Below are 22,119 nucleotides of genomic sequence, written 5' to 3'. Positions count from 1 at the left end.
GCCCGGGGCGCCGGGGCTCACCGGCCTCTGAACTGCTGCTGCCGGTCGAGCGCGCGGCGCAGTTCGGCCGGGAGCGGGTGGTACGGGCCGTAGACCCGCTCGGTGTCCCACAGCAGGTTCCGCAACTGCTGCTGCGCGCCGGTGTGATCGCCCAGGGCGAGCAGCAGATGCCCGATGCGGTGCCGGATGTCGAAGGCGCGCGCGGGGTCGGGCTGCTGCCCTCCCTCGTGGTACGGGAGGAGCGCGCGGTACTCGCTCAGGGCCGCGGCCGGCTTGCCGAGCTGTTCCAGGCACTGCGCGGTGTCGTAGCGGAACTCCAGCGTCTGCGGGTCGCCGGGGCCGGCCGTCGCCATCCGGTCGTCCACGAGGCGGCGCAACTCCGGCAGCGCCCGGCGGTATTGGCCGTCGTCCATCAGCGTCGACGCGTACTGCTTGCGCAGGATGCGGACGACCGGGGAGTGCTCGCCGTGCTCGGCGGCGGCGGCCGGGAGGACTCGCCCGAGGATGTCCACGGCCTGCGTGATGCTTCCCTCGCCGAGCAGCCGCTTGACCTCGTCGACGGCGGCCGCGACATCCAGCCGCTCCGCCGGGACCGGGGTGGGCGCGCTCGCGAGCCCCGGCACCGGCACCGACGCGGGCACGGATACGGGCACGGGCGGCGTGGACCCGTCGGGCCAGGGCGCGTGCGGGCGCAGGAAGGGACGGGTCGGGTCGAGCGGTCCGGCCACGGAACCGCCGCGCGCGGGCAGCAGCGGGGCGAGCTGCTCGTACACCTCCAGCGCACCGGCCGGGCGGTGCTGCGGGTCCTTGGCGAGCAGCCGCAGGACGAGCGCCTCCAGCGGCTCGGGCACCTCGGGCCGGTGCCGGCGGACCGGTTCGGGAGCCTCGTACAGATGGCGGTGCAGCACCCCGAGGGCGGTGGATCCGGCGAACGGGACGTCCCCGCTGAGCAGTTCGTGGAGGACCACACCGAGGGCGTAGAGATCGGTGTACGGGCCGACCGCGCCGCCCATCGCCTGCTCCGGGGCCATATAGGCGGGGCTGCCTATGGGGGTGCCGGTGTGGGTGAGGCGGGTGGTGTCGGTGTCGATGACGGAGGCGACACCGAGGTCGAGGACGGTGAGCGTGCCGTCGGGCTTGACCATCACGTTCCGCGGCTTGAGGTCGCGGTGGACGATGGGCACCGCGTGCACGGCGGCGAGCGCGGCGCACAGCTGCGCGGCGACCGAGACGGCCCACGGCCAGGGGTACGGGTCGTGGGCGGCGGTGTGTTCGGCGAGGTCGGCGCCCTCGACGTACTGCATGACGAGGAAGAGGTCGTCGCCGTCGCCGCCCGCGTCGTGCACGGTGACCAGACCGGGGTGGTCGACCTGGGCGGTGACCCGGCACTCGCGCACGAACCGGCGGCGCAGCTCCTCGGCCCCGGAGGCCGCCGCCATCCGGTCGGGGCGCAGCAGCTTCACGGCGACGCGGCGGTCGAGGCGCTGGTCGTACGCCGTCCAGACCTGGCCCATGCCGCCCTGACCGATGAGGGCGGACAGCTCGTAACGCCCGGCGACGACCCGCCCGTTCACTCGCCGTCCCGGCCTTCCCTGGTCGTCCGGTCTTCGTGACCTGCCTGGTCCGCCTGGCCGTCCCGGCTCGCCCGGTCCTTGCGCAGGAGGTCACTGAGCTCGTCCAACTCGGCACGGACCTGGTCGATACGGGGAGGCTTGTACGACGCGGAGGACGGCTGGGAGTGTGGCGGCTGCTGAGGCTGCTGGGGCAACTGGACGGGCTGCGAGAGCGGCTGGGACGTAGGCCGCGTCTGCGCTGTCTGCGCGGTGGACTGCCCCGGGTAGCCGAACCCGTACGGCTGCTGCGGCGGTTGGTGCCCCGGCCCGTACGCGACCGCCGGGGGCTGGTCGTACTGGGCGTAGTGCCTGATGTCGACGGCCAGGAAGTACGGCGAGATCACGATCGACGCCAGGAAGTTCAGGCCCATGAGGAGCACGTCCACGTCCCGGGCCTCCGACGACTCGCCCGATCCGATGACCACCAGGCTGCCGACGGCCAGTACGGCCGAGACACCGAACAGCAGCCAGTCGGCCGTACGGCGGCGCGCCGCCGCGATCCGCAGCATGGCGACCCAGCCGAGGAACCCGACGCTCACCATGGTGAGCGTCACGATCACCACCCGCGCGATGATGAGCCCGGCGGGGTTCGGTCGCCGCCGGGTCGTCGGCTGGAAGCCGGGGCCGGGGCCGTACATGGCTGCTCCTGGATGCCTGGTGGACGACGCGCGCGCGTCCGCGCGCACGGTATGGGGCACGCGGACGGGCGGACGCGCATCCGGGACGGATACAGACCGAGCGTATACACCACCGCCGACACCTGGACCGGCGATACGCCCAAGAGTTGTGGAGATGATCGCGTCAGGTGTCTCCCGCCGCGTGGGTGATCGGTGAGCGGTCAGCCGCCGCACTGGGCCAGCATGGCCTTCTTGTCCGGTACCGTCACCGGCAGTTCGTACTTGAGGGACACCTGCGCGAACCGCACCGCGTACGAGCAGCGGATCTTCTTGCTCGGGGGCAGCCAGGACGCCGGACCGGAATCCCGCTTGGCGTTGTTGGCCGGGCCGTCCACCGGGACGAGGTTGAGCGGGTCATTGGCTATCTGTTCGCGTTTGGCCTCGTTCCACCGCGCGGCGCCCATCTGCCAGTCGTACGACAGCGGCATCACATGGTCGATCTGCACGGTCGTCGCGGACTTCTTCCGCCACTCGATGTCCTTGCCCGTGTAGGGGTCGTGCAGGGTCATCGAGACGACGACGCAGTCGGAACCGGAGCGGTACCGCACCTTCCGGCCATCCCTGGCGAGGAGGTCGTTCCTGGTGTCGCAGCCGTTGCGGGCCAGCGGGACCCCGTCCGCCGTGTCCATCCAGGCGTAGCCGAACTTGTCCCGGTCGTAGCCGGTCCTGGGCCCGCGCCCGGCGGTGCGCACGGTGTCGATGAGCTTGCGCGCGGCCAACTTGTCGGCCTCGGAGGTGAGGGGCGCGAGCCCCGGCTTCGTACCGTCGGCGTTGCCGAGCGGCCCGGCCCCGTAGCCGCCCTCCGCGGCCTCGTCCGCTCCGGACCCGTCCGCTCCGGACCCGTCCGCTCCCGCCGATCGCGACGGCGCGGGATCCGCGCCCAACTGCCCCTCGCACCCGGTCAGTACGGCCACGGAGAGGACAAGCGCCCCTCCGCCAAGACACATTCGCGATATTCGATTCCCAAGTGTGCGCACATCCGCACCCTACGTCTCGTGCCGGACGAGCCCTGGGTCCGGCACGGGACACCGCGCGCGTTCAGCTCAGGATCGTCGTCAGGAACTCACCCGTCCACGACAGCAACTCCCGCCCCACCACCGGCTTTCCGCCGATCTTGCCCGCCGTCGGGCGCGGCACCAGGATCTGGTGGGCGGCCGGCTTGATGACCGTACGGGGATGCAGCCGCTTCAGGCGCAGCTCCTGCGACTCCCGCAGCTCCACCGGCGCGAAGCGGATGTTCGGCCCCTGGAGCACGATCTCCCCGACGCCGCAGGCCCGCGCGAGCATCCGCAGGCCCGCCACCAGCAGCAGGTTCTCCACCGGCTCGGGGAGCTTGCCGTAGCGGTCGGTCAGCTCCTCGCGGACCGCCGCGATGTCCGCCTCCGCCGTGGCGGAGGCGATCGCACGGTACGCCTGGAGCCGCAGCCGCTCGCCCGGCGCGTAGTCGTGCGGGACATGCGCGTCGACCGGCAGCTCGATCTTGACCTCCAGCGGCGGCTCCTCCTCCACGCCGCCCTCCAGCGAGGCGCGGTAGTCGGCGACCGCCTCGCCCACCATCCGTACGTACAGGTCGAAGCCGACGCCCGCGATGTGCCCCGACTGCTCGCCGCCGAGGAGATTGCCCGCGCCCCGGATCTCCAGGTCCTTCATCGCGACGTACATGCCCGCGCCCATCTCCGTGTGCTGGGCGATCGTCGCGAGACGCTCGTGCGCGGTCTCGGTCAGCGGCTTCTCCGGCGGGTAGAGGAAGTACGAATAGCCGCGCTCGCGCCCTCGTCCGACCCGGCCGCGCAGCTGATGCAGCTGCGAGAGACCGAAGTTGTCGCCGCGCTCCACGATCAGGGTGTTGGCGTTGGAGATGTCGATACCGGACTCGACGATGGTCGTGGAGACCAGCACGTCGAACTTCTTCTCCCAGAAGTCGACCACGACCTGCTCCAGCGCGCCCTCCGTCATCTGGCCGTGCGCGGTGGCGATCCGCGCCTCGGGGACGATCTCGCGCAGCTTGGCCGCCGCCCGGTCGATCGACTCCACGCGGTTGTGGATGTAGAAGACCTGGCCCTCGCGCAGCAGTTCACGCCGGACGGCCGCGCCGATCTGCTTCTGCTCGTACGGGCCGACGAAGGTCAGCACCGGGTGCCGCTCCTCCGGCGGGGTGGTGATCGTCGACATCTCGCGGATGCCGGTGACGGCCATCTCCAACGTACGGGGGATGGGCGTCGCGGACATGGTCAGGACGTCGACATTGGCGCGGAGCTTCTTCAGCTGCTCCTTGTGCTCCACGCCGAAACGCTGCTCCTCGTCCACGATGACCAGGCCCAGGTCCTTGAACTTGGTCTCGGACGAGAACAGCCGGTGCGTACCGATGACGATGTCGACCGCGCCCTCCCGCAGCCCCTGGAGAGTCGCCTTCGCCTCCGTGTCCGACTGGAAGCGGGACAGCGCCTTCACGGCGACCGGGAACTGCGCGTACCGCTCGGAGAACGTGCCGAAGTGCTGCTGCACCAGCAGCGTCGTGGGCACGAGGACCGCGACCTGCTTGCCGTCCTGGACCGCCTTGAAGGCCGCCCGTACGGCGATCTCCGTCTTGCCGTAGCCCACGTCGCCACAGACCAGCCGGTCCATCGGGACCGTCTTCTCCATGTCCTCCTTGACCTCGGCGATGGTGGAGAGCTGGTCGGGCGTCTCCACGTACGGGAAGGCGTCCTCCAGCTCCCGCTGCCAGGGGGTGTCCGGGCCGAAGGCGTGGCCGGGGGCGGCCATCCGCGCCGAGTAGAGCTTGATCAGGTCGGCGGCGATCTCCTTGACCGCCTTCTTGGCGCGCGCCTTGGTCTTCGTCCAGTCCGCGCCGCCGAGGCGGTGCAGCGTCGGGGCCTCGCCGCCGACGTACTTGGTGACCTGCTCCAGCTGGTCGGTGGGGATGTACAGCCGGTCGCCGGGCTGGCCGCGCTTGGCCGGGGCGTACTCGACCAGCAGGTACTCGCGCGTCGCGCCCTGGACCGTGCGCTGCACCATCTCCACGTAGCGGCCCACGCCGTGCTGCTCGTGGACGATGTAGTCGCCCGCCTCCAGCGTGAGCGGGTCGATGGTCTTGCGGCGCTTGGCGGGCATCCGCGCGCCGTCCTTGCCCGCCGCCTTCTGGCCGGACAGGTCGGTCTCGGTGAGCACCGCCAGCTTGAGGTCCGGGTCGACGAAGCCGTAGTCGATCGAGCCGCAGGCGACGTGGACGAGGGACGGGGTGAGGTCGGCGAGGCCCCGGGCGCTGCGCGCGCCGGGGGTGTCGAGCCGGGCGGGGACGCCCTCGCCGCCGAGCACCTCGACCGTACGGGACGCCGTGCCGTGGCCCTCCGTGACGAACACCGTCCGCCAGCCGTCCGCCAGCCAGCCCTTGGTGTCGGCGAGCGCGCGGGCGGTGTCGCCCCGGTACGACTCGGGGGCCCGCATGCCCAGCGTGATGGAGTCGTCCGAGAGGTCTTCGTCCAGCGCGAACGGGGAGACCGACCACCACATCATGTCCAGCTCGCGCGCCCGGTCCCGGACGTCCGCGATGCCCCACAGGGAGGCCGCGCCGACATCGATCGGGGCCTGACCGCCGCCGGCGGTGGCCGCCCAGGACGCCTGGAGGAACTCCTGGCTCGTCGCCACCAGGTCCGCCGCCCGGGTCCGCACCCGCTCCGGGTCGCAGACCAGCGCCATCGAACCGGCCGGCAGCACGTCCAGCAGCAGCTCCATGTCGTCCACGAGGACCGGTGCCAGGGACTCCATGCCCTCGACCGCGATCCCCTCCGCGATCTTGCCGAGCAGCTCGCCCAGCTCCGGGTGGGCCTCGGCGAGGGCCGCGGCCCGCTCCCGTACCTGCGCGGTCAGCAGCAGCTCGCGGCAGGGCGGCGCCCACAGTCCGTGCTCGGCGACCTCCAGGGAGCGCTGGTCGGCGACCTTGAAATACCGGATCTCCTCGATGTCGTCGCCCCAGAACTCCACCCGCAGGGGGTGCTCCTCGGTGGGCGGGAAGACATCGAGGATGCCGCCGCGGACAGCGAACTCGCCGCGCTTCTCGACCAGCTCGACACGGGCGTACGCGGCGGCCGCCAGGGCTTCCGTGACCTCGTTCAGATCGGCGCTCCGCCCGCTGCGCAGTGCGACGGGCTCCAGGTCGCCGAGGCCCTTGACCTGCGGCTGGAGCACGGACCGTACGGGCGCGACCACCACGCTGACCGGCCCGGCCGTCGGGTCGTCGGCGACCGGATGCGCCAGGCGCCGCAGCACCGCGAGCCGCCGCCCCACGGTGTCGGAGCGGGGCGAGAGCCGCTCGTGCGGCAGGGTCTCCCAGGACGGGTACTCGACCACGGTGTCCGGATCCAGCAAGGACCGCAGCGCCGCCGCCAGGTCCTCGGCCTCCCGTCCCGTGGCGGTCACGGCCAGCACCGGCCGCCCGGCCTCCCGCGCCAGCGCGGCCACCGCGAAGGGCCGCGCGGCGGGCGGCCCGACCAGGTCGACATGCGAGCGGCGGCCGTCGGCGGCGGCCTTCACCGCTTCGGCGAGCGCCGGGTCCTTGGTGACGGCGTCGAGCAGACCGTGCAGGCTCATGGAGGGTTCCGTCCGGGTCCTGAGGTGGAGTGGCTGGCTACGCGAGCGGCGGCCGGGGTGAGCGGCCGACCACGCGAAGGGCCCGACACGTCTCACGGGCCGGGGGTCTCCCAGCGTACGACGCCGGTGTGACACCCGGGGCCGGAGCGGCGGCTGCCGCCCGCCGCACACCCGCCGCCCGGCACGCCCCGGCCCCTGCTCCCGTAGGTCCCCGGCTCCCGTACCGGAATTCCCGTGACGCGGGAATCCCGGTACGGGACATCCGCCCACGACGCGCTCACCACGCGATCCGGCCCCGGTGAGCGTTGGAGGACGCTCACCGGGGCCGGAGGGCCCTTACCGTACGCCCTACTCCGTGGCGATCGCGTTCAGGACATTCATCCGGCCCGCCCGGAACGCCGGGACCAGGGCGGCGAAGAGTCCGACGAAGGCCGAGGCCACGAAGACCCCCACGATCGTCGGCCACGGTATCTCCAGGACACCGAGGCCCTCCAGGGCCAGCAGCTTCTGGGCCGCCGTGCCCCAGCCCATGCCCAGACCGAGGCCGAGCAGCGCGCCGAAGAGGGCGATGACCACCGACTCCAGCCGGATCATGCGGCGCAGCTGGCGGCGGGAGAGGCCGATCGCCCGCAGCAGACCGATCTCGCGGGTACGCTCCACCACCGACAGCGCCAGGGTGTTCACCACGCCCAGCACCGCGACGATGATCGCGAGGGCCAGCAGGCCGTAGACGATGTTGAGCAGCTGGCCTATCTGGTCCTTGAGATCCTGCTTGTAGTCGGTCTGGTTCTGCACCTTGTACTGCGGGTACGCGGCGAGGGATTCCTTGAGGCCTTCGTACGCCTCCTTCTCCTTGCCGTCCTCGGCCGCCGCGAACAGGAACATGTTCTTGGGCATCTTGTCGGCGGGGACGTACCGGGCGACGGTCGCGATGTCGGTGTACATCGCGCCCCTGTCGACATTCACGTCGTCCGAGGTGATCGCCGCGACCTTCAGCTCGGCGGTCCTGCCACCCGTGAAGGCGACCGTCATCTGGTCGCCGACCTTGACGCCGTGTTCGGTGGCGTAGTCACTGCCGACCGACATGGCGTTCTTCCCGTACGCCGCGGACAGTTCGCCCTCGACGGTCTCGCGGCGCAGATCCCGCGTATAGCTGGGGTCGGCGGCGATGATCCCGTCCGACTCGGTCCGGCCGTCGGGGGCGGTCAGCTCCGCGTCGACCCACTTGTATTCGGTGACGTGCGCCAGGTCGGGCGCCTTCTCCAGCGCCGCCTGCGCCTGCGGCATGATCGGCTGGCCGTTGCCGGACTGGACGATGAAGTCCGCGCCCACCGTCCGGTCGAGCTCGTCGGTGGCCGAGGCGACCATCGAGGAGCCGACCACCGACAGGCAGGCCACCAGCGCGAGCCCGATCATCAGGGCGGCGCCGGTCGCTCCCGTACGCCGCGGGTTGCGCAGCGCGTTGCGCTCGGCCAGCCTGCCCACGGGGCCGAACATCCGCAGCAGGACCGCGCCGAGCGCCCGTACCAGACCGCCCGCGAGCAGCGGCCCGATCACGACGAACCCGATGAGTGTGCAGACCACGCCCACCCCGAGGAACAGCGAGCCCTCGGCCGCCTCGTCGGCCCGCGTCGCGATGAGGAGCGCGGCGCCTCCGGCGCCCGTCAGGAGGAGCCCGACGATCGCCCTGATCCATCCGGCCCGTCCGTCGGCGGGCGTGCCCGCGTCGCGCAGCGCGGCCATCGGGGAGATCCTCCCGGCCCGCCGGGCCGGAACGTACGCGGCGAGGACGGTGACCACGACGCCCAGCACCAGACCGAGCGCCGGTGTCGTCCACTTGACCGTCAGATCCTGGGTGGACAGCTCCATGCCTATCGAGGACATGATGTTCATCAGCCCGATCGCGAGCCCCACCCCGGCGGCGACCCCGGCCACCGAGCCGAAGATCCCCAGCAGCACGGCCTCCACCAGCACCGAACCGTTGACCTGCCGGCGGCTGGAGCCGAGCGCCCGCATCAGTCCGATTTCCCGGGTCCGCTGGGCGACCAGCATCGAGAAGGTGTTGACGATCAGGAAGATGCCGACGAGGAAGGCGATCCCGGCGAAGCCGAGCATCGCGTACTTCAGCACGTCGAGGAACGAGCCGACGTCCGAGCGGTCCGCGTCCGCGGCTTCCTGCCGCGTCTGGAGCTTGTACGCGCCGCCACCGAGCGCGGTGGCCACGTCCCGCTTGAGCCGCGTGTCGCTGACGCCCTCGTCGGCCGTGACATTGAGCTGGGTGAACCTGCCCGTGCCGCCGAGCAGTTCACGCTGCGCCGTCGGGGTGTCGAGGAAGACGACGGCCGCGCCGGGGTTGGTGACGGTGAACGCGGCGATACCGGAGATCTTCGCCGTGAAGTCGCCCGTGACCGCGATGGTGCGCAACTCGTCGCCGATCGAGAGGTGATGCTTCTCGGCGGTGTCGGCGTCGACCATCACCTCGGTGGGGCCGCGCGGCGCGTGGCCGGAGGCGATCTCCATCGAACGGAGGTCGTTACGCGTCCAGTTGCCCGCGATCGTCGGGGCGCCGTTGATCCCGCCCATGTCCTTGTTGTCGGCGTTGACGACGGTCACGCTCATACTGCTGACCCCGCCCTCGACGGACTTCACACCGTCCGCCTTGCGCACCGTCTCGACGACGGAGGCGGGCAGCGTCTCGGGCTTGCCGGTCTGCGAGGTCTCGCCGCCGTCCTCGGCCGCCTTCGGCGCGACCGTGACATCGGCGGAGGTCGCGGCGAAGAGCTTGTCGAACGTCGTGTTCATCGTGTCGGTGAACACGAGCGTCCCGCAGACGAAGGCCACCGAGAGCAGGACCGCGACGGCGGAGAGCGCCATCCGCCCCTTGTGCGCGAGGAAGTTGCGCATCGAGGTCTTGAGCACGGTCACGAGGTCCGCCCCCGCGCGTCGAAGTCCTTCATCCGGTCGAGCACGGCTTCCGCGGTGGGCCGGACCATCTCGTCCACGATCCTGCCGTCCGCGAGATACAGCACACGGTCCGCGTAGGAGGCGGCGACCGGGTCGTGCGTGACCATCACGATCGTCTGGCCCAGCTCGTCGACGGACCGGCGAAGGAAGCTCAGCACCTCGGCGCCCGCGCGCGAGTCCAGGTTCCCGGTCGGCTCGTCACCGAAGATGATCTCGGGCCGGGCGGCGAGCGCCCTGGCCACCGCGACGCGCTGCTGCTGGCCGCCCGACAGCTGCGTCGGCCGGTGCTTCAGCCGGTCGGCGAGGCCCACCGTCTCCACCACCCGCCGCAGCCACGGACCGTCCGGCTTGCGGCCGGCGATGTCCATGGGAAGCGTGATGTTCTCCAGGGCGCTGAGCGTCGGCAGCAGGTTGAACGCCTGGAAGACAAAACCGATCCGGTCCCGGCGCAGCTGGGTGAGGCGCTTGTCCTTGAGCTTCGTCATCTCCGTCTCGTCGAGGTGGATCTCACCCGAGGTCACGGTGTCCAGCCCCGCGAGGCAGTGCATCAGCGTCGACTTGCCCGAACCGGACGGCCCCATGATCGCGGTGAACCGCCCCCGGTCGATGTCCACATCGACATGGTCGAGCGCGACGACCCGGGTCTCCCCCGAGCCGTACGCCTTGACGACCTGCCGCGCTCGCGCCGCGACGGCCGCACGCCCTCCAGTACCCCCGTGCCTGGGGATGGTTACAGCCGTTGTCACGGTATGTCTCCTAAGCCGGTCAACAGATAGGCAGGACCGACCGCCGGTGAGGTCGGTTCACCGGTGTCATGTGATGCCGTCGGATGCGCCCCGAATCCGGGCGCGCTCTGAGTCTGCGGGATCCGGGAGGCCCGGCGCGCTGGTGCACAGCGCAGTCTTCGCCTGGGGTTTCCCCCACCCCCGTGATGCGGCATTCCCCCGTCCCGGGCCCCCGGATCCCTGAGACCAACTTAGGGAACGGCGGCTGCCGTCACGTCCTCCACCGGGACGAACGTCCCCTGCACAGAAGTAGGGAGAACCCCCTAAGGGGTCTCCGCCCCCAGGGGGAGCCCACAGCCGCGGCAACCGGCCCGGCCTGCGCCCTCCCGTCGCGACGGGTGTCGGTGAGAGGGTGTCCCCGGCAGATACGTGCATAGGGAAGGGATCCCGTGAGCAGCCCCGGCGGCAGTGGCGAGGACACCGGACGTACCGAAGCGATACCCGAGGCCCCGGAGACGGCGCGGAAGCCGTTGCCGGGGCCGGGGCCGGAGCCGTCGCGGCCTCCAGGGCCGGGGCGCAGACCGGGGGCGTCGCGGCCCCCGGGGCCGGGCGAGTCCGGGGGCGGCGACAGCCGCGGGCCCGGGGGCGGCCACGGCCGCGAGCGCGAGGGCGGGCGTGGGAACAGCCGCGAGTCCGAGGGCGGGAACGGCCGCGAGCGCGGGCGCGGCCCGGTCGTCGCCGCGCTGATGCTCGGCATGGCGCTCGCCGCACTGGACGGCACCATCGTCTCCACGGCCGTCCCCCAGATCGTCGGCGACCTCGGCGGATTCTCCGTCTTCTCCTGGCTGTTCTCCGGCTACCTGCTCGCCGTGACCGTCACCCTCCCCGTGTACGGGAAGCTCTCCGACACCTTCGGCCGCAAGCCCGTCCTGATCGCCGGCATCATCCTCTTCCTCATCGGCTCGCTGCTCTGCGCGACCGCCTGGAACATGTCCTCCCTGATCGCCTTCCGCGTCGTCCAGGGCCTGGGCGGCGGCGCGCTCCAGGGCACCGTGCAGGTCATCGCCGCCGACCTCTACCCCCTCAAGGAACGCCCCAAGATCCAGGCCAAGTTGTCGACGGTCTGGGCCACCTCGTCCGTCGCGGGCCCCGCCCTCGGCGGCCTGCTGGCGGGATACGCGGACTGGCGCTGGATCTTCCTGATCAACCTGCCGGTGGGCCTGATCGCACTGTGGCTGGTGGTCAAATACCTCCGCGACCCGGGCCGTACGGCGCGGATGCCGCGCGACGGCAGCGGTACGGCACGTGCGCCGCGCGACAGCAGCCGTACGGCGCGAACGGCACGGACGTCCCACGACAGCGCCGACCGTACGGTCCGGGCGCCCCGTCCCCGTATCGACTGGGCGGGCGCGCTCGCCGTGTTCGCCACCGGCACGCTCCTGCTCACCGCCCTCGTCCAGGGCGGCGTCGCCTGGCCCTGGCTGTCCGCACCCTCCTTCGCCTTCCTCGGCGCGAGCGCGGTCCTGGCCGCCGTCACCGTCGTCATCGAACGACGAGCGGCGGAGCCGATCATTCCGGGCTGGGTCTGGCGCCGCCGTACGATCGCCGCCGTCAACCTCGCACTCGGCGCGCTCGGTCTGCTGATGGTCGCCCCGACCGTCTTCCTCCCGACGTACGCCCAGTCCGTGCTCGGCCTCGGCCCGATCGCCGCCGGCTTCGTCCTCTCCGCGATGACACTGACCTGGCCGGTCAGCGCGGCCTTCTCCAACCGCGTCTACAACCGCATCGGCTTCCGCCGTACCGCGATCACCGGCATCTCCCTCGCGCTGGTGGTCCTGCTCGCCTTCCCTCTGCTCCCGTACCCGGGACAGGCCTGGCAACCGGCACTGATCATGCTGCTGCTCGGCGGTGCGCTCGGGCTCTTCCAACTCCCCCTGATCATCGGGGTCCAGTCGACCGTCGGATGGTCGGAACGGGGCACGGCGACAGCTTCCATACTCTTCTGCCGTCAGGTCGGACAGAGCATAGGAGCCGCGGTGTTCGGCGCGATCGCCAACGGAATCATCGCCGCACGACTGGCCGACCCACCGACCCCGGGACTCCCCGACGACCTGGACTCGGTCTCCCGCGCCCTGGAGAACCCGACCGCCCTCAGCGCGGAGGCGACGGACTACCTGCGCCGCGCGGTGGACGCGGCGGTGGACCACGTCTACCTGGGCGCGGCATGCGCGGCGGGCCTCGCGCTGCTGGTGCTCATCTTCGTAGCGCCGCGCCGGTTCCCGGTGCTCCCGGAGAAGAACGACTAGTCGGGGGGCGGTGCGGTGTGTGGTGGGTGCGGGTGCCGGGGCCTCCGGAGGTACATGTCCGGACGGCATGATTTACGGCGCGTGCGGGTCTCGTACCTGGGTGCGGCCCGGCTTGCGCCACACATCACGCTTAAGTGTCCGGACACGCACCTCCTGCACCCCCGACCCTCTCCCGCCGGTTTCCCGTCCCCGGCCCGGTGGGGTGGTCTGTGGCGTGCGGTGAGGGGGGGCGCGCAGGGGTCGTGTCCGGAACGTAAAGCGTGATGTGTGGCGCTCGCCGGCCTGTCAGCCGACTACCGGACCCGCATGCGCCGTAAATCGTGCAGTGCAGGACATGACCCCGGAGCGGCACCCGGCAACAACCCGCACCGATCCACGCACCGGCAGCACACCGCACCCCGCCGGACGGCGAAGCGTCACCCCTCCGCCGCCGCCCGCCCCGTCAGGGCCACCAGGCTGTTCTGCACCCGCGTCATGTGTGCCTGCATCTCCTCCCGGGCCTCCAGGTGTTCACCCAGCAACCGCTCCGTCTCCCGCGCCAGCCCCTCCGCCCGCGCCCGCGCCCGCTCGCCCAGTTCGGCCGCCTTCGTCTGCGCGTCCTCCTGGCAGCGCCGCGCCTGCTCGCCCGCCTCGGAGAAGGCTCGCTGCGCTTCGACCAGCCGCGCCTCCGCGTACGCGGCGAGTTCGGCCTGCTCGACCTCCAACGCGGCTTCGCGGTCGGCGAATTCGCGGTTCATCGCGGCCAGGCGTTCGGCCTGCTGCTGCTCCAGGTCGTCGATCACATCCTGGGTGCGCCGTCGCACTTCCTTGAGTACGACAAGCTCCTCCCCGCGCCGCTCCTTGATTCCGCGCCGCGCCTCGATCCGCTGCTCCTCGGCCGCGCCGCGCGCCGCGTCCAGGACCTCCTGGGCGTGCGCCTCCGCCTCCGCCCGTACGGCGTCGGCCTGTTCACCCGCCGCCTCATGCACTCTGCGGGCCGCCTCCTCCGCCGCGTCGAGCAGCGCCTGGCACTCCGCGCGCGCCCCGGCCCGTACCGCCTCGTCCTCCTCCACCGTGATGGCCAGGATCCGCTGGGCGCGCGGGCCCAGCGTCGCGTACGTCTGCGGTACGAGAGCCGCCACCTGCTCCCGGAGCCGTTCCGCCTCGCCCTCCATCTGCTTGGCCAGAACGGTGAGTCGCGCCGCGCGTTCCCAGAGGTCGTCGCGCTGGCGGCACAGCACGGAGACCCGCAGGTCGACCTGTTCGGGACGGTAGCCACGACCTCGTACGGACACAAAGCCATGAGCCGACAACGGTTCAGCACCCATCCTTGAAGCCCCTCTCCGACACATAACGCCATTCGACGCAATCCTGATGGATCGAAGCGAAATGCCCATAACACGACACTCCGCCCAACCCTGCCGGTCAAGAATGCGTCACGGAACGTAAGTAGCCGGAACTTTCCGCAGGAAAGAGGCAGGATGGCGGTACGGAAATGACCGAGGCGCCCACCGCGTCTCGCGGGGGCGCCTCGTCATCCGTACATACCGCCGAGCGGCGTTCAGCCGTTCAAGAGGCCGTGGTTCACAGCAGGCCGTCCCACATCTGCTCCAGCAGCACCGACCACCAGCTCTCCGGCGACGACAGCGCCGCCGGGTCGAGCGCGGCCAGTTGCGCCTGGAAGTCGACGGTCCAACGGCCCGCCTGCTCCGGAGTGAGACCGAAGCGCAACCGCCACATCCGGCCCAGCAGCGCCAGCGAACGCGTGAACTCCGGCAGCCCGGTGTTCACGAACTGCGGCGGCACCGACTGCCCGCCGGGACCCGCCTCCACCGATACGGCCATGATGTGCGCCGTACCGTACTGGACACAGATCGCCCGGCCGAAGTCACTGCCCATCACCAGATACGAGCCCGCGTCGGCGGCCGGGCGCACCTGCCGCTGCGCCGCCAGTTCGGCCAGCGTCGGCACCACCGGCTGGGCGGGCTGCGCCCAGAAGAAGGGGCCGAAGTCGGCCGGCAGGCCCGCCCACACCAGCGTGCGCGCCACCAGCTCCGGCACACCCTGACGGGACACCGCCCGCTGGTCGAACCGGCAAATGCCCTGCGGTCCGAACGCCCCGGTCAGCTCGTGCGCGATCCCCTCCGGAGGTATCGGCGGCGCGGGCGCCAGCTGCGGCAACGCCGCACGGACCGGCGCGGGCCGCGCGGGCCCGTCCGCGACCTGGTGCAACTCGCCCTGATGGGTGAGCAGATGCTGCATACCCTGCTGCCGGCTGGCATGGTCCTGACCGTACGGGGCCACGCTGGTGATCCGTACCTGCGGCCAGGTCTCCCGGATCATCCGCGCGCAGTAACCGCCGGGCAGTTCGCACGACTCCAGCTCCGTGTGCAGTTCGAGCACCTGCTGCGGCGGCACATTCATCGCGCGCAACTCGTGCAGGATCTGCCACTCGGGGTGCGGAGTCCCGGGCGCGGAGCGGCGGATGAGCTGGGCCTCGGAGCCGTCGGGCGCACGGTAACGCAACACGGCCTGGTAGCCGGGGCCGACGGTCGGCAGACCGGACGGCTGCTGCGGATAGCCGTACGCCTGCGGCTGAGGCGGCGGCGTGTGCGGTACGGGGCCGGGGGCGCCCGGCGGCATCCCGGGCGGACCGGGAGGCTGCGGGGCCAACGGCGGCATCGGCCCGACGGCCGGACCGGCCAGCATGGTCGCGGCATGGTGCACCCCACCCGGAGGCGTACCTTGCGGCGCGCCGGGCGGGCCCGGAGGACCGGGAGGCTGCGGCACACCAGGCGCACCAGGGGGACCGGGCGGACCGGGAGGCTGCGGCGCACCCGGCGGCATGCCCGGCGGACCCGGCGGCTGCGGAGGGCGGCCGAGCTGACCCGGATCCGCGAACATCGTCGCCGCCTGATGCACCCCGCCCGGAGGCGTGCCCTGCGGCGCGCCGGGCGGGCCCGGAGGACCGGGAGGCTGCGGCACACCAGGCGCACCAGGCGCACCAGGAGGCTGGGGTGGGCCAGGAGGCCCCGGCGGACCGGACGGCTGGGACGCCTCGGGGCCGAGCTGCGAGGCCAGTTGCGTCGGCATGTATCCGCCCGCCGGGGCACCGGGCGTACCCGGCCCCGACGGCGGCGGAGTCGCGCCTTCCGGCCGCGCGCCCGGAACACCGGGCGGGCTGGGCGGCGGCGGAGTCGTCGAACCAGTCGGCGACATCGGCGCCTTGCCGGTCTCGGCATCGGCGATGTCAGCGGCGGAACCGGGGCCCGCACCGGAACCGGAATCGGAACCGGGCTGCTTCCCGTCCAGGGCCGGAGCGAACGCCGTACGCGGCAACTGGCTCCCACCCGACATCAGCGCGGTCGGCGCGTCGGCGCCGACGGCCGGCGGCGGGGTGTCCTCGTCGTCCGCCCCGGAGAGCGGCGGCGCGAAGACCGTCGCCGGCAGGGGTACGGAACCGTCCTCCGCCGAGGCGGACGGGGCGTTCGTGTCGGTCCCGGCCCAGGGCGTGGCCCCGATCGGCGTCCCGGCCGGTGTGCTCGAACTCGACGCGGGCACACCGTCGTTGGCGGTGGGATCGTATTCCCGGTCAGCACCGCCGGCTCCCGGACCGGGCCAGGCGGAGCCGCCCTGCGACGCGCCGCCGCCAGCCCCCGCACCCGCGTCGGCACTCGCGCCGGGCCCCGCGCCGAGGCCGTAACCGCCCGAAGACGGACCACCCGTGGCCGGACCGGCCGTGGACGAACCGGCCGTGGACGAACCGGCCGACGCGGACGCGTCAGCACCGCCCGGAGACGAAGCCTCCGAAGACGCCGCCGACGAAGCCGGGGCCCCAGGCGTCTCCGGCGTCCGACGGTCCGGGATGCCTATCTTGTCCGCCGCCTCCTGGAGCCACTCCGGCGGCGTCAACAGGAACGACGTCTGATTCAGATCGATCCGCTCCGGCGGCTCCGGCGCGGACGGCGCCGCTTCGGGCGCCCCGTAATCCTCCTCGTACCGCCGGATCACCTCGCCCACCGGCAGCCCCGGCCACAAAGTGGCCTCACCGCTGTCCCTCGCGATCACCAGCCGCTGACGGCCGCCGTCCGACGTGGGACCGCCCTCACGGTCCTCCGCCCACGCCACGAAGCCCAGCTCGAACTCCCGCACCCGCACCTCACGATGCTGGTAGCCGGGCAGATCGCCGTTGACCCACTCTTCCGCGCGCTCCTGCGCCTGTGCGAAGGTCACCATCGCGCTCACCCCTCCACCGGGACGGCGCGCGCGAAGCCGCCGTCCACCATCAGGTTCGCCACGGTCTCCAACTCCGGCGGACTGCCCGCCAGCCGCAGCAGAAAAGCGTCGAAGTCGTCACCGCAGGGCAGCAACAGCCGTTCCACGCGCTCCCGCACGCTCCACCCGTCCTGATCCCTGGCATCGTCGTACGCGCAGAACCAGACCGACCCGATCCGCTCACCCCTGACCTTGACCGCGACAATGCCGCCCTGGGCGAAGCCGACGGCCAGATAGTCCTTGGTCAGGTGGTCCCGCAGACACTTGTTGACGTACACGAGGTCATTGACCGCGGCCTCGTCCCGCACCGTGAAGAACGGCTGATCCACCAGCAGACCCAGCTGGGCGTCGAGCGCCGCGCCCACCGGCGCGCAGCCGCCCGCCGCCTTCAGGAACGAGCGGTACGCGCCGGGCAGCCGGTAACCGAGATCCTCCTCGACTCCCAGCACCTGCTCCTCGGTGACCGATATCGCGCCCTTCGGCAGCCCGAAGTGCACCGGCCGGGTCTCCTGGAGCGGACGCGTGCCCCGCTTGCCGTGGTCCACCGGCGTCGTCGCCAGACCGCCGTGATGCCGCAACAGCGCCTTCACCTCGACCGGCACCAGCACCATCCGGCGCGAAGCCGGCAGATGGTGCCAGGTCCAGCCGTGCGGTGTGGTCACCGGGGGAATCGTGTCCCACAACTCGTGGCCCGCGGCGTGCAGCGCGGCATTGGCCGACACGTAGTCCGTGAGCCGCAACTCGTCCACGCCGAACCCCTCGGGGGGCTCCGCGATCTCCGCGGCGGCACGCGCGTACGGCGCGAAGTCCGGATAGCCGTCAGCGTCCACCCGTACACCTCTGGGGTGACGGGCGGCCCGGACCGGATCCGGGAAATGCACGACCTGCCCGGCATAGGCCGCGTTCGGTGGCGCGGCTTGCTGCCCGAGCCGACCTGTCGTCATGGCGTTTGCCCCCTGCTGCTTCCGGCTGGTTCCACAGCCCTGGTTCAGCACAGCCTATGCGGTGGCGCAAGAGAGGAACGGACGCTCCTCCCCCTTACCGTCCGACACATCCGCTACCGTCCGGCACATCCGCCCCACCCCCGTCCGCTCCACCCACACCGTCCCGGTACCGTCCCCGTACGGCACCTCCACCGGCACCCGCGAAGGCACCTGAGCCGACGCTTCCCGGAGACCTCCATCGGCGCCTCCGGGACACCTCCACCGGCGCCTCCGGGACACCTCCACGGGCGGCTCCAACCGGCGCCCCCAACCGGCCAACCGGGCTCACTCCCCCCGCACGCCGGTCATGTGCTCCCACACACGCCCCCAACCTCACCGGCACCGCGCGACCCCACCCGTCCGCGCCACATCCCCACCACGCCTTGCCGTGACCAACGGTCACACCCGCGTGACCCAGCGCCGACGCCACGCCACGATCCAAGCCCCAGCTTCCCCACGGCCCGTCACATTTGGCAGGCTGTCCACCCAAACACGGGGCGTGGCGCCAGCCACGGGGGCATGAACCAGCGGCCGCCCGCCGCAGGCATGGGGAGGGGACAGCACACATGCAGACCGCACCGACCGACGCTTCCGGCGACCCGCGCCTGAGGTGGAGCAGCACCGAGACACACCGCCCGCCCGCGCTCCACCGGCGCCGCGACGGCATCCTGCCCGCCGTCGCCGCCGCACTCTCCGTACGCGGCCAGAACCTCACCTGCACCGCGGGCAAGGCCGACCAGCCGCCCGCCCTCCACCCCCTCGTACAGGACTTCCTGGACACCCTCACCAGCGGTCAGCGCGAACGTTTCACCGGCCGCTGCCCCGAAGTGATCCTGATCTCCCGCCACCTCACCGCCGCCGACACCGCCCGCTCCAAACGGGCCAGACGAAAACCCATGACCCACGGCGAAGCCCGCCGCTCCCTCAAACAGTCCAAACTGACCGCCCGCCGCATCCGCGAGGACGGCGACCCCCTGCACGGCAGCTACGCCCCGCCCTGCCGCTCCTGTACGGCACTGCTCGCCCACTTCGGCGTACGCCCCGTCGACCCCACCGAGAACGGCTGAGCATGCCCGACCACCACTCCACCCGGTTCCCCGCCCCCGTCGACACCGCCCTGCGCGAGGCCGGCTGGCAACCCGGACGCTGGGTCATAAGCCAGGCCGAGGAGTGGGCCGACACCCTGCGCGCGCACACCACCCCCGCCGGCCACCGGCTCACGGTCTGCGCCGCCGCCGTCGAAGCCTGGGCGGAATTCGGCGGACTGCGCATCACCGCACCCGGCCCCGGCCGGCAGATCGCCCCCGCCACCCTGCGGATCGACCCGACAGCCGGCATCCACCTCGCCCGTACGCTCGCGGACCTCGGCCGGTCCCTGGACACCGAGATCAGCCCCCTCGGCGAGGAAGGCGACGGCCAGGCGGTCCTCGCGATGGACACCACAGGACGCGTCTTCAGCATCGACCACACCGGCGACTGGTACCTGGGACCCGACATCGACCAGGCACTAGGCACCCTGATCACAGGCATGGAACCGGCACGCCTCACCTCGGCCTGAGAGCCGACGCCTAGGGCCTGTCGACCCGCGCCACGCACCACTCACAACCGACGGCCCGGCGACTCCCGCCGAACCCGCGTCAAGCAGCACCGCGATCCGGCAGCACCGCCGACACCCGGAAACCCCCCGCGTCCGTCTCACCCGAGACGAACACCCCGCCCAGCGCCGTCACCCGCTCCCGCATCCCCACCAGACCGTTGCCCCCACTCGGCAACCCCGCGTCCTGCGCACCACCGTCCGAAGGCCCGTTCTCCACCTGCATCGCGACCTCCGCCTCACGATGCGCCAGCCGCACCATCACCTTCGCGCCCGCCGCATGCTTCAGGACATTGGTCAGCGCCTCCTGCACCACGCGGTACGCCGTCTGCTCCACCTCCGGCGGATACGCGCGCGACGCCCCCTGCACCGACAGCTCCACCACCATCCCGGTGTCCCGGGACTCACCCACCAACGCCTCGATGTCCTCCATGCCCGGCCCGTCCTCGGCCGCCGCAGCCGCAGCAGCCGCAGCCGCCACCCCCACAGCCGCCAGCGGTACGGCCACGGGAACCGAACCCGCCCCGCCACCGCCCACCGCCTTACGCGCCGCCACCTGCTCACCGGCCCGCAGCACCCCGAGCATCTCCCGCAACTCGGTCAGCGCCTGCCGCCCCAGCTCACCCACCAACGCCGCGTTCCGCACCGCCTTCGGCGGATCCTTCAACGCCACCGCCTGCAACGCCGCCGCGTGCACCACCATCAGACTCACCCGGTGCGCCACCACGTCATGCATCTCACGGGCGATCCGCGTCCGCTCCTCCGTACGCGCCCACTCCGCACGCTGCTCCGCCCGGTCCGCGAGGAGCGACAACTCCTGCTCCAGGCTGTCCGCGCGCTCCCGCAAGCTCTCCATCAACCGGCGCCTGGCCCCCACATAGAGCCCCAGCAACACCGGCGGCGCCGTCAGCCCCACCGACATCAGAATCGCGACGAGAGGTACGTACCAACGCCCCGAGTCGATCCCCGTGTCGAGCACGTTCTGATGCGTCCGTACGAACGTCACGATCAGCGTCCCGACGAGCGACATCCCGGCCAGCCCGCCGATGATCCGGCGCGGCGCCTCCGAGGCGGCGAGCGTGTACAGCCCGACCAGCCCCAGCAGATACCCCATCTCCGCCGGGGTGATGGCGATCGAAACGAGCACCACGGCGAACGGCCACCGCCGCCGCACCAGCAGCACCGCACCCGCCAGCAGCCCGAAAACCACCCCCACCGGCACGAAGAACCCGGCGGAATCGGCGAACTGGCTCCCCTCCAGCCCGCACTCCAGAGCCGACATGAGTGCCAGCCCCACATCCAGCACGGCACTACGCCGTCGTCCCCACCACCACCAGCCACGGGCGGTCGTGCCCGCAGCGTCCTGGTCGGCCCCCGTTGTGGTCATGTCTCCCAGCCTAAGGGCGCTCGCGACTCATTTTCCGGCGCCCGCCACAGCACGAAACGCGACAGAACACGCCGGGAACAAGAGTCGATACGTCGAACTGATGAATCGCCCATACATCCGAGGCGACCACCCGCAATACGGACGACGATCTCCCACATGACATCAATCCACAGTAAATACGCAGACTTCGAACACCTCCAGGCACAGGCCGTCGCGCTGCGCCGGGAGGGCTTGAGTCTGCGACAGATCCGCGACCGCCTGAAGATCCACAACAACGACATCCTCGGCCGCCTGGTCCAGGGCGAACCACCCCCGGAATGGACCAAACGCCCGAACGCCAAGGACGACCTGCGGGAGCAGGCGCGCGAGCTGCGCCTGAAGGGCCTCACGTACGACCAGATCCAGGTGGAGCTGGGCTGCTCGAAGAGTTCGATCTCACTCTGGGTACGGGACCTGCCGAAGCCGGACCGGCGCGACTCGAAGGAACAGGCGAAGCTCGCGGCCCGGAAGCGATGGGATCACGAACTGGCCATTCGCGACGGAGCCCGCCAGGAAACGAAGGCTGCCGCCGCGCGGGAGATCGGCTTCATGTCCGAGCGCGAACTGTTCCTGCTCGGCGTGGGCCTCTACTGGTCCGAGGGAGCCAAGGCCAAACCTCACAACCCGCAGGAGCGTGTGAGCTTCATCAACAGCGATCCGCACATGGTCGGGCTCTTCCTCGCCTGGCTCGACCTGTTAGGCGTCGCCCGGTCCAGACTGCGCCATCAGGTACACATCCATGAGAATGCGAACGTGCCGAGCGCCGAGCAGTTCTGGGCAGGCATCGTCGGGGTCGACGTCGGGGCACTGGGCAAGACCGTCCTCAAGAGGCACAACCCGAAGACCAACCGCAAGAACGTGGGCGACGGCTATCACGGTTGCCTCAATGTCCGCGTGCTGCAAAGCGCGGACCTCTACCGTCGCATCGAAGGCTGGTGGTACGGCATAGTAGGGGCTGCACTTATGCCCGACCCGCAGAGTCGGACATAA

The 22,119-nt window shown here is 71.6% G+C and carries 14 protein-coding genes; 4 read left to right on the top strand and 10 right to left on the bottom strand.

Annotated features, from left to right (window positions below; genetic code table 11):
• Positions 1 to 17: 17 nt before the first annotated feature.
• From ACIOJD_RS28285 to ACIOJD_RS28260, 6 genes are all read right to left on the bottom strand, one after another.
• Positions 18 to 1,574, bottom strand: coding sequence for a protein kinase (locus tag ACIOJD_RS28285; RefSeq protein WP_401918648.1), 1,557 nt, complete (start codon positions 1,572 to 1,574; stop codon positions 18 to 20).
• The gene (locus ACIOJD_RS28280) at positions 1,571 to 2,251 is read right to left on the bottom strand and encodes a hypothetical protein (protein ID WP_401918647.1); all 681 of its coding nucleotides are present in this window, start codon (positions 2,249 to 2,251) and stop codon (positions 1,571 to 1,573) included. The genes ACIOJD_RS28285 and ACIOJD_RS28280 overlap by 4 nt, the downstream gene beginning before the upstream one ends.
• A gap of 200 nt (positions 2,252 to 2,451) precedes the next feature.
• On the bottom strand, positions 2,452 to 3,237 hold the full coding sequence (locus ACIOJD_RS28275) for an HNH endonuclease family protein (RefSeq protein WP_401918646.1): 786 nt from the start codon (positions 3,235 to 3,237) through the stop codon (positions 2,452 to 2,454).
• A 91-nt stretch (positions 3,238 to 3,328) separates the two neighbouring features.
• On the bottom strand, positions 3,329 to 6,877 hold the full coding sequence (gene mfd, locus ACIOJD_RS28270; RefSeq protein ID WP_401918645.1) for a transcription-repair coupling factor: 3,549 nt from the start codon (positions 6,875 to 6,877) through the stop codon (positions 3,329 to 3,331).
• Between the two features lie 348 nt (positions 6,878 to 7,225).
• Positions 7,226 to 9,802: an ABC transporter permease gene (locus ACIOJD_RS28265; RefSeq protein ID WP_401918643.1), complete on the bottom strand. Its 2,577-nt coding sequence runs from the start codon at positions 9,800 to 9,802 to the stop codon at positions 7,226 to 7,228.
• Positions 9,799 to 10,587 carry an ABC transporter ATP-binding protein gene (locus ACIOJD_RS28260; RefSeq protein ID WP_401918641.1) on the bottom strand — a complete coding sequence of 263 codons (789 nt, stop codon included), beginning with the start codon at positions 10,585 to 10,587 and terminating at the stop codon, positions 9,799 to 9,801. The genes ACIOJD_RS28265 and ACIOJD_RS28260 overlap by 4 nt, the downstream gene beginning before the upstream one ends.
• A gap of 428 nt (positions 10,588 to 11,015) precedes the next feature.
• Here ACIOJD_RS28260 and ACIOJD_RS28255 point away from each other — a divergent pair, with 428 nt between their 5' ends.
• Complete coding sequence (locus ACIOJD_RS28255; protein ID WP_401918639.1) at positions 11,016 to 12,872, top strand: MFS transporter; 1,857 nt, start codon at positions 11,016 to 11,018, stop codon at positions 12,870 to 12,872.
• Positions 12,873 to 13,288: 416 nt separating this feature from the next.
• Here the strand turns inward: ACIOJD_RS28255 and ACIOJD_RS28250 are convergent, their stop codons facing one another.
• The 3 genes from ACIOJD_RS28250 to ACIOJD_RS28240 all read right to left on the bottom strand — a co-directional run bounded on the left by ACIOJD_RS28250 (position 13,289) and on the right by ACIOJD_RS28240 (position 18,070).
• On the bottom strand, positions 13,289 to 14,179 hold the full coding sequence (locus ACIOJD_RS28250; protein ID WP_401918637.1) for a cellulose-binding protein: 891 nt from the start codon (positions 14,177 to 14,179) through the stop codon (positions 13,289 to 13,291).
• A 256-nt stretch (positions 14,180 to 14,435) separates the two neighbouring features.
• Positions 14,436 to 17,087: an SUKH-4 family immunity protein gene (locus ACIOJD_RS28245; protein ID WP_401918636.1), complete on the bottom strand. Its 2,652-nt coding sequence runs from the start codon at positions 17,085 to 17,087 to the stop codon at positions 14,436 to 14,438.
• Between the two features lie 5 nt (positions 17,088 to 17,092).
• Entirely contained in the window at positions 17,093 to 18,070 is a 978-nt protein-coding gene (locus tag ACIOJD_RS28240; RefSeq protein ID WP_401918634.1) for an SMI1/KNR4 family protein, read from the bottom strand.
• Between the two features lie 605 nt (positions 18,071 to 18,675).
• On the opposite strand from ACIOJD_RS28240, the gene ACIOJD_RS28235 reads away from it, so the two are divergent.
• Both ACIOJD_RS28235 and ACIOJD_RS28230 read left to right on the top strand, forming a co-directional pair.
• Positions 18,676 to 19,176: a YwqJ-related putative deaminase gene (locus ACIOJD_RS28235; RefSeq protein ID WP_401918632.1), complete on the top strand. Its 501-nt coding sequence runs from the start codon at positions 18,676 to 18,678 to the stop codon at positions 19,174 to 19,176.
• 2 nt (positions 19,177 to 19,178) lie between these two features.
• The gene (locus tag ACIOJD_RS28230) at positions 19,179 to 19,667 is read left to right on the top strand and encodes an SUKH-3 domain-containing protein (RefSeq protein ID WP_401918630.1); all 489 of its coding nucleotides are present in this window, start codon (positions 19,179 to 19,181) and stop codon (positions 19,665 to 19,667) included.
• A gap of 79 nt (positions 19,668 to 19,746) precedes the next feature.
• Here ACIOJD_RS28230 and ACIOJD_RS28225 read toward each other — a convergent pair whose 3' ends face one another.
• Entirely contained in the window at positions 19,747 to 21,090 is a 1,344-nt protein-coding gene (locus ACIOJD_RS28225) for a sensor histidine kinase (RefSeq protein WP_401918628.1), read from the bottom strand.
• Between the two features lie 156 nt (positions 21,091 to 21,246).
• Between ACIOJD_RS28225 and ACIOJD_RS28220 the strand changes: the two genes are divergently transcribed.
• A complete protein-coding gene (locus ACIOJD_RS28220) occupies positions 21,247 to 22,119 on the top strand; it encodes a hypothetical protein (protein ID WP_401918626.1) in 873 nt (290 codons plus the stop codon).

Origin of the sequence: Streptomyces sp. NPDC088116, from assembly GCF_044741745.1 — a bacterium.
Classification (GTDB): domain Bacteria; phylum Actinomycetota; class Actinomycetes; order Streptomycetales; family Streptomycetaceae; genus Streptomyces.
The sequence above is the reverse complement of the archived record's forward strand: the minus strand, read 5'-3'. Positions and strand labels throughout refer to the sequence as shown.

Coding starts and splice junctions, on each gene's coding strand:
- ACIOJD_RS28280 (WP_401918647.1), bottom strand. CDS start 2,251: ATGTACGGCCCCGGCCCCGGCTTCCAGCCGACGACCCGGCGGCGACCG.
- ACIOJD_RS28275 (WP_401918646.1), bottom strand. CDS start 3,237: ATGTGTCTTGGCGGAGGGGCGCTTGTCCTCTCCGTGGCCGTACTGACC.
- mfd (WP_401918645.1), bottom strand. CDS start 6,877: ATGAGCCTGCACGGTCTGCTCGACGCCGTCACCAAGGACCCGGCGCTC.
- ACIOJD_RS28250 (WP_401918637.1), bottom strand. CDS start 14,179: ATGGGTGCTGAACCGTTGTCGGCTCATGGCTTTGTGTCCGTACGAGGT.
- ACIOJD_RS28245 (WP_401918636.1), bottom strand. CDS start 17,087: ATGGTGACCTTCGCACAGGCGCAGGAGCGCGCGGAAGAGTGGGTCAAC.
- ACIOJD_RS28240 (WP_401918634.1), bottom strand. CDS start 18,070: ATGACGACAGGTCGGCTCGGGCAGCAAGCCGCGCCACCGAACGCGGCC.
- ACIOJD_RS28235 (WP_401918632.1), top strand. CDS start 18,676: ATGCAGACCGCACCGACCGACGCTTCCGGCGACCCGCGCCTGAGGTGG.
- ACIOJD_RS28230 (WP_401918630.1), top strand. CDS start 19,179: ATGCCCGACCACCACTCCACCCGGTTCCCCGCCCCCGTCGACACCGCC.
- ACIOJD_RS28225 (WP_401918628.1), bottom strand. CDS start 21,090: ATGACCACAACGGGGGCCGACCAGGACGCTGCGGGCACGACCGCCCGT.
- ACIOJD_RS28220 (WP_401918626.1), top strand. CDS start 21,247: ATGACATCAATCCACAGTAAATACGCAGACTTCGAACACCTCCAGGCA.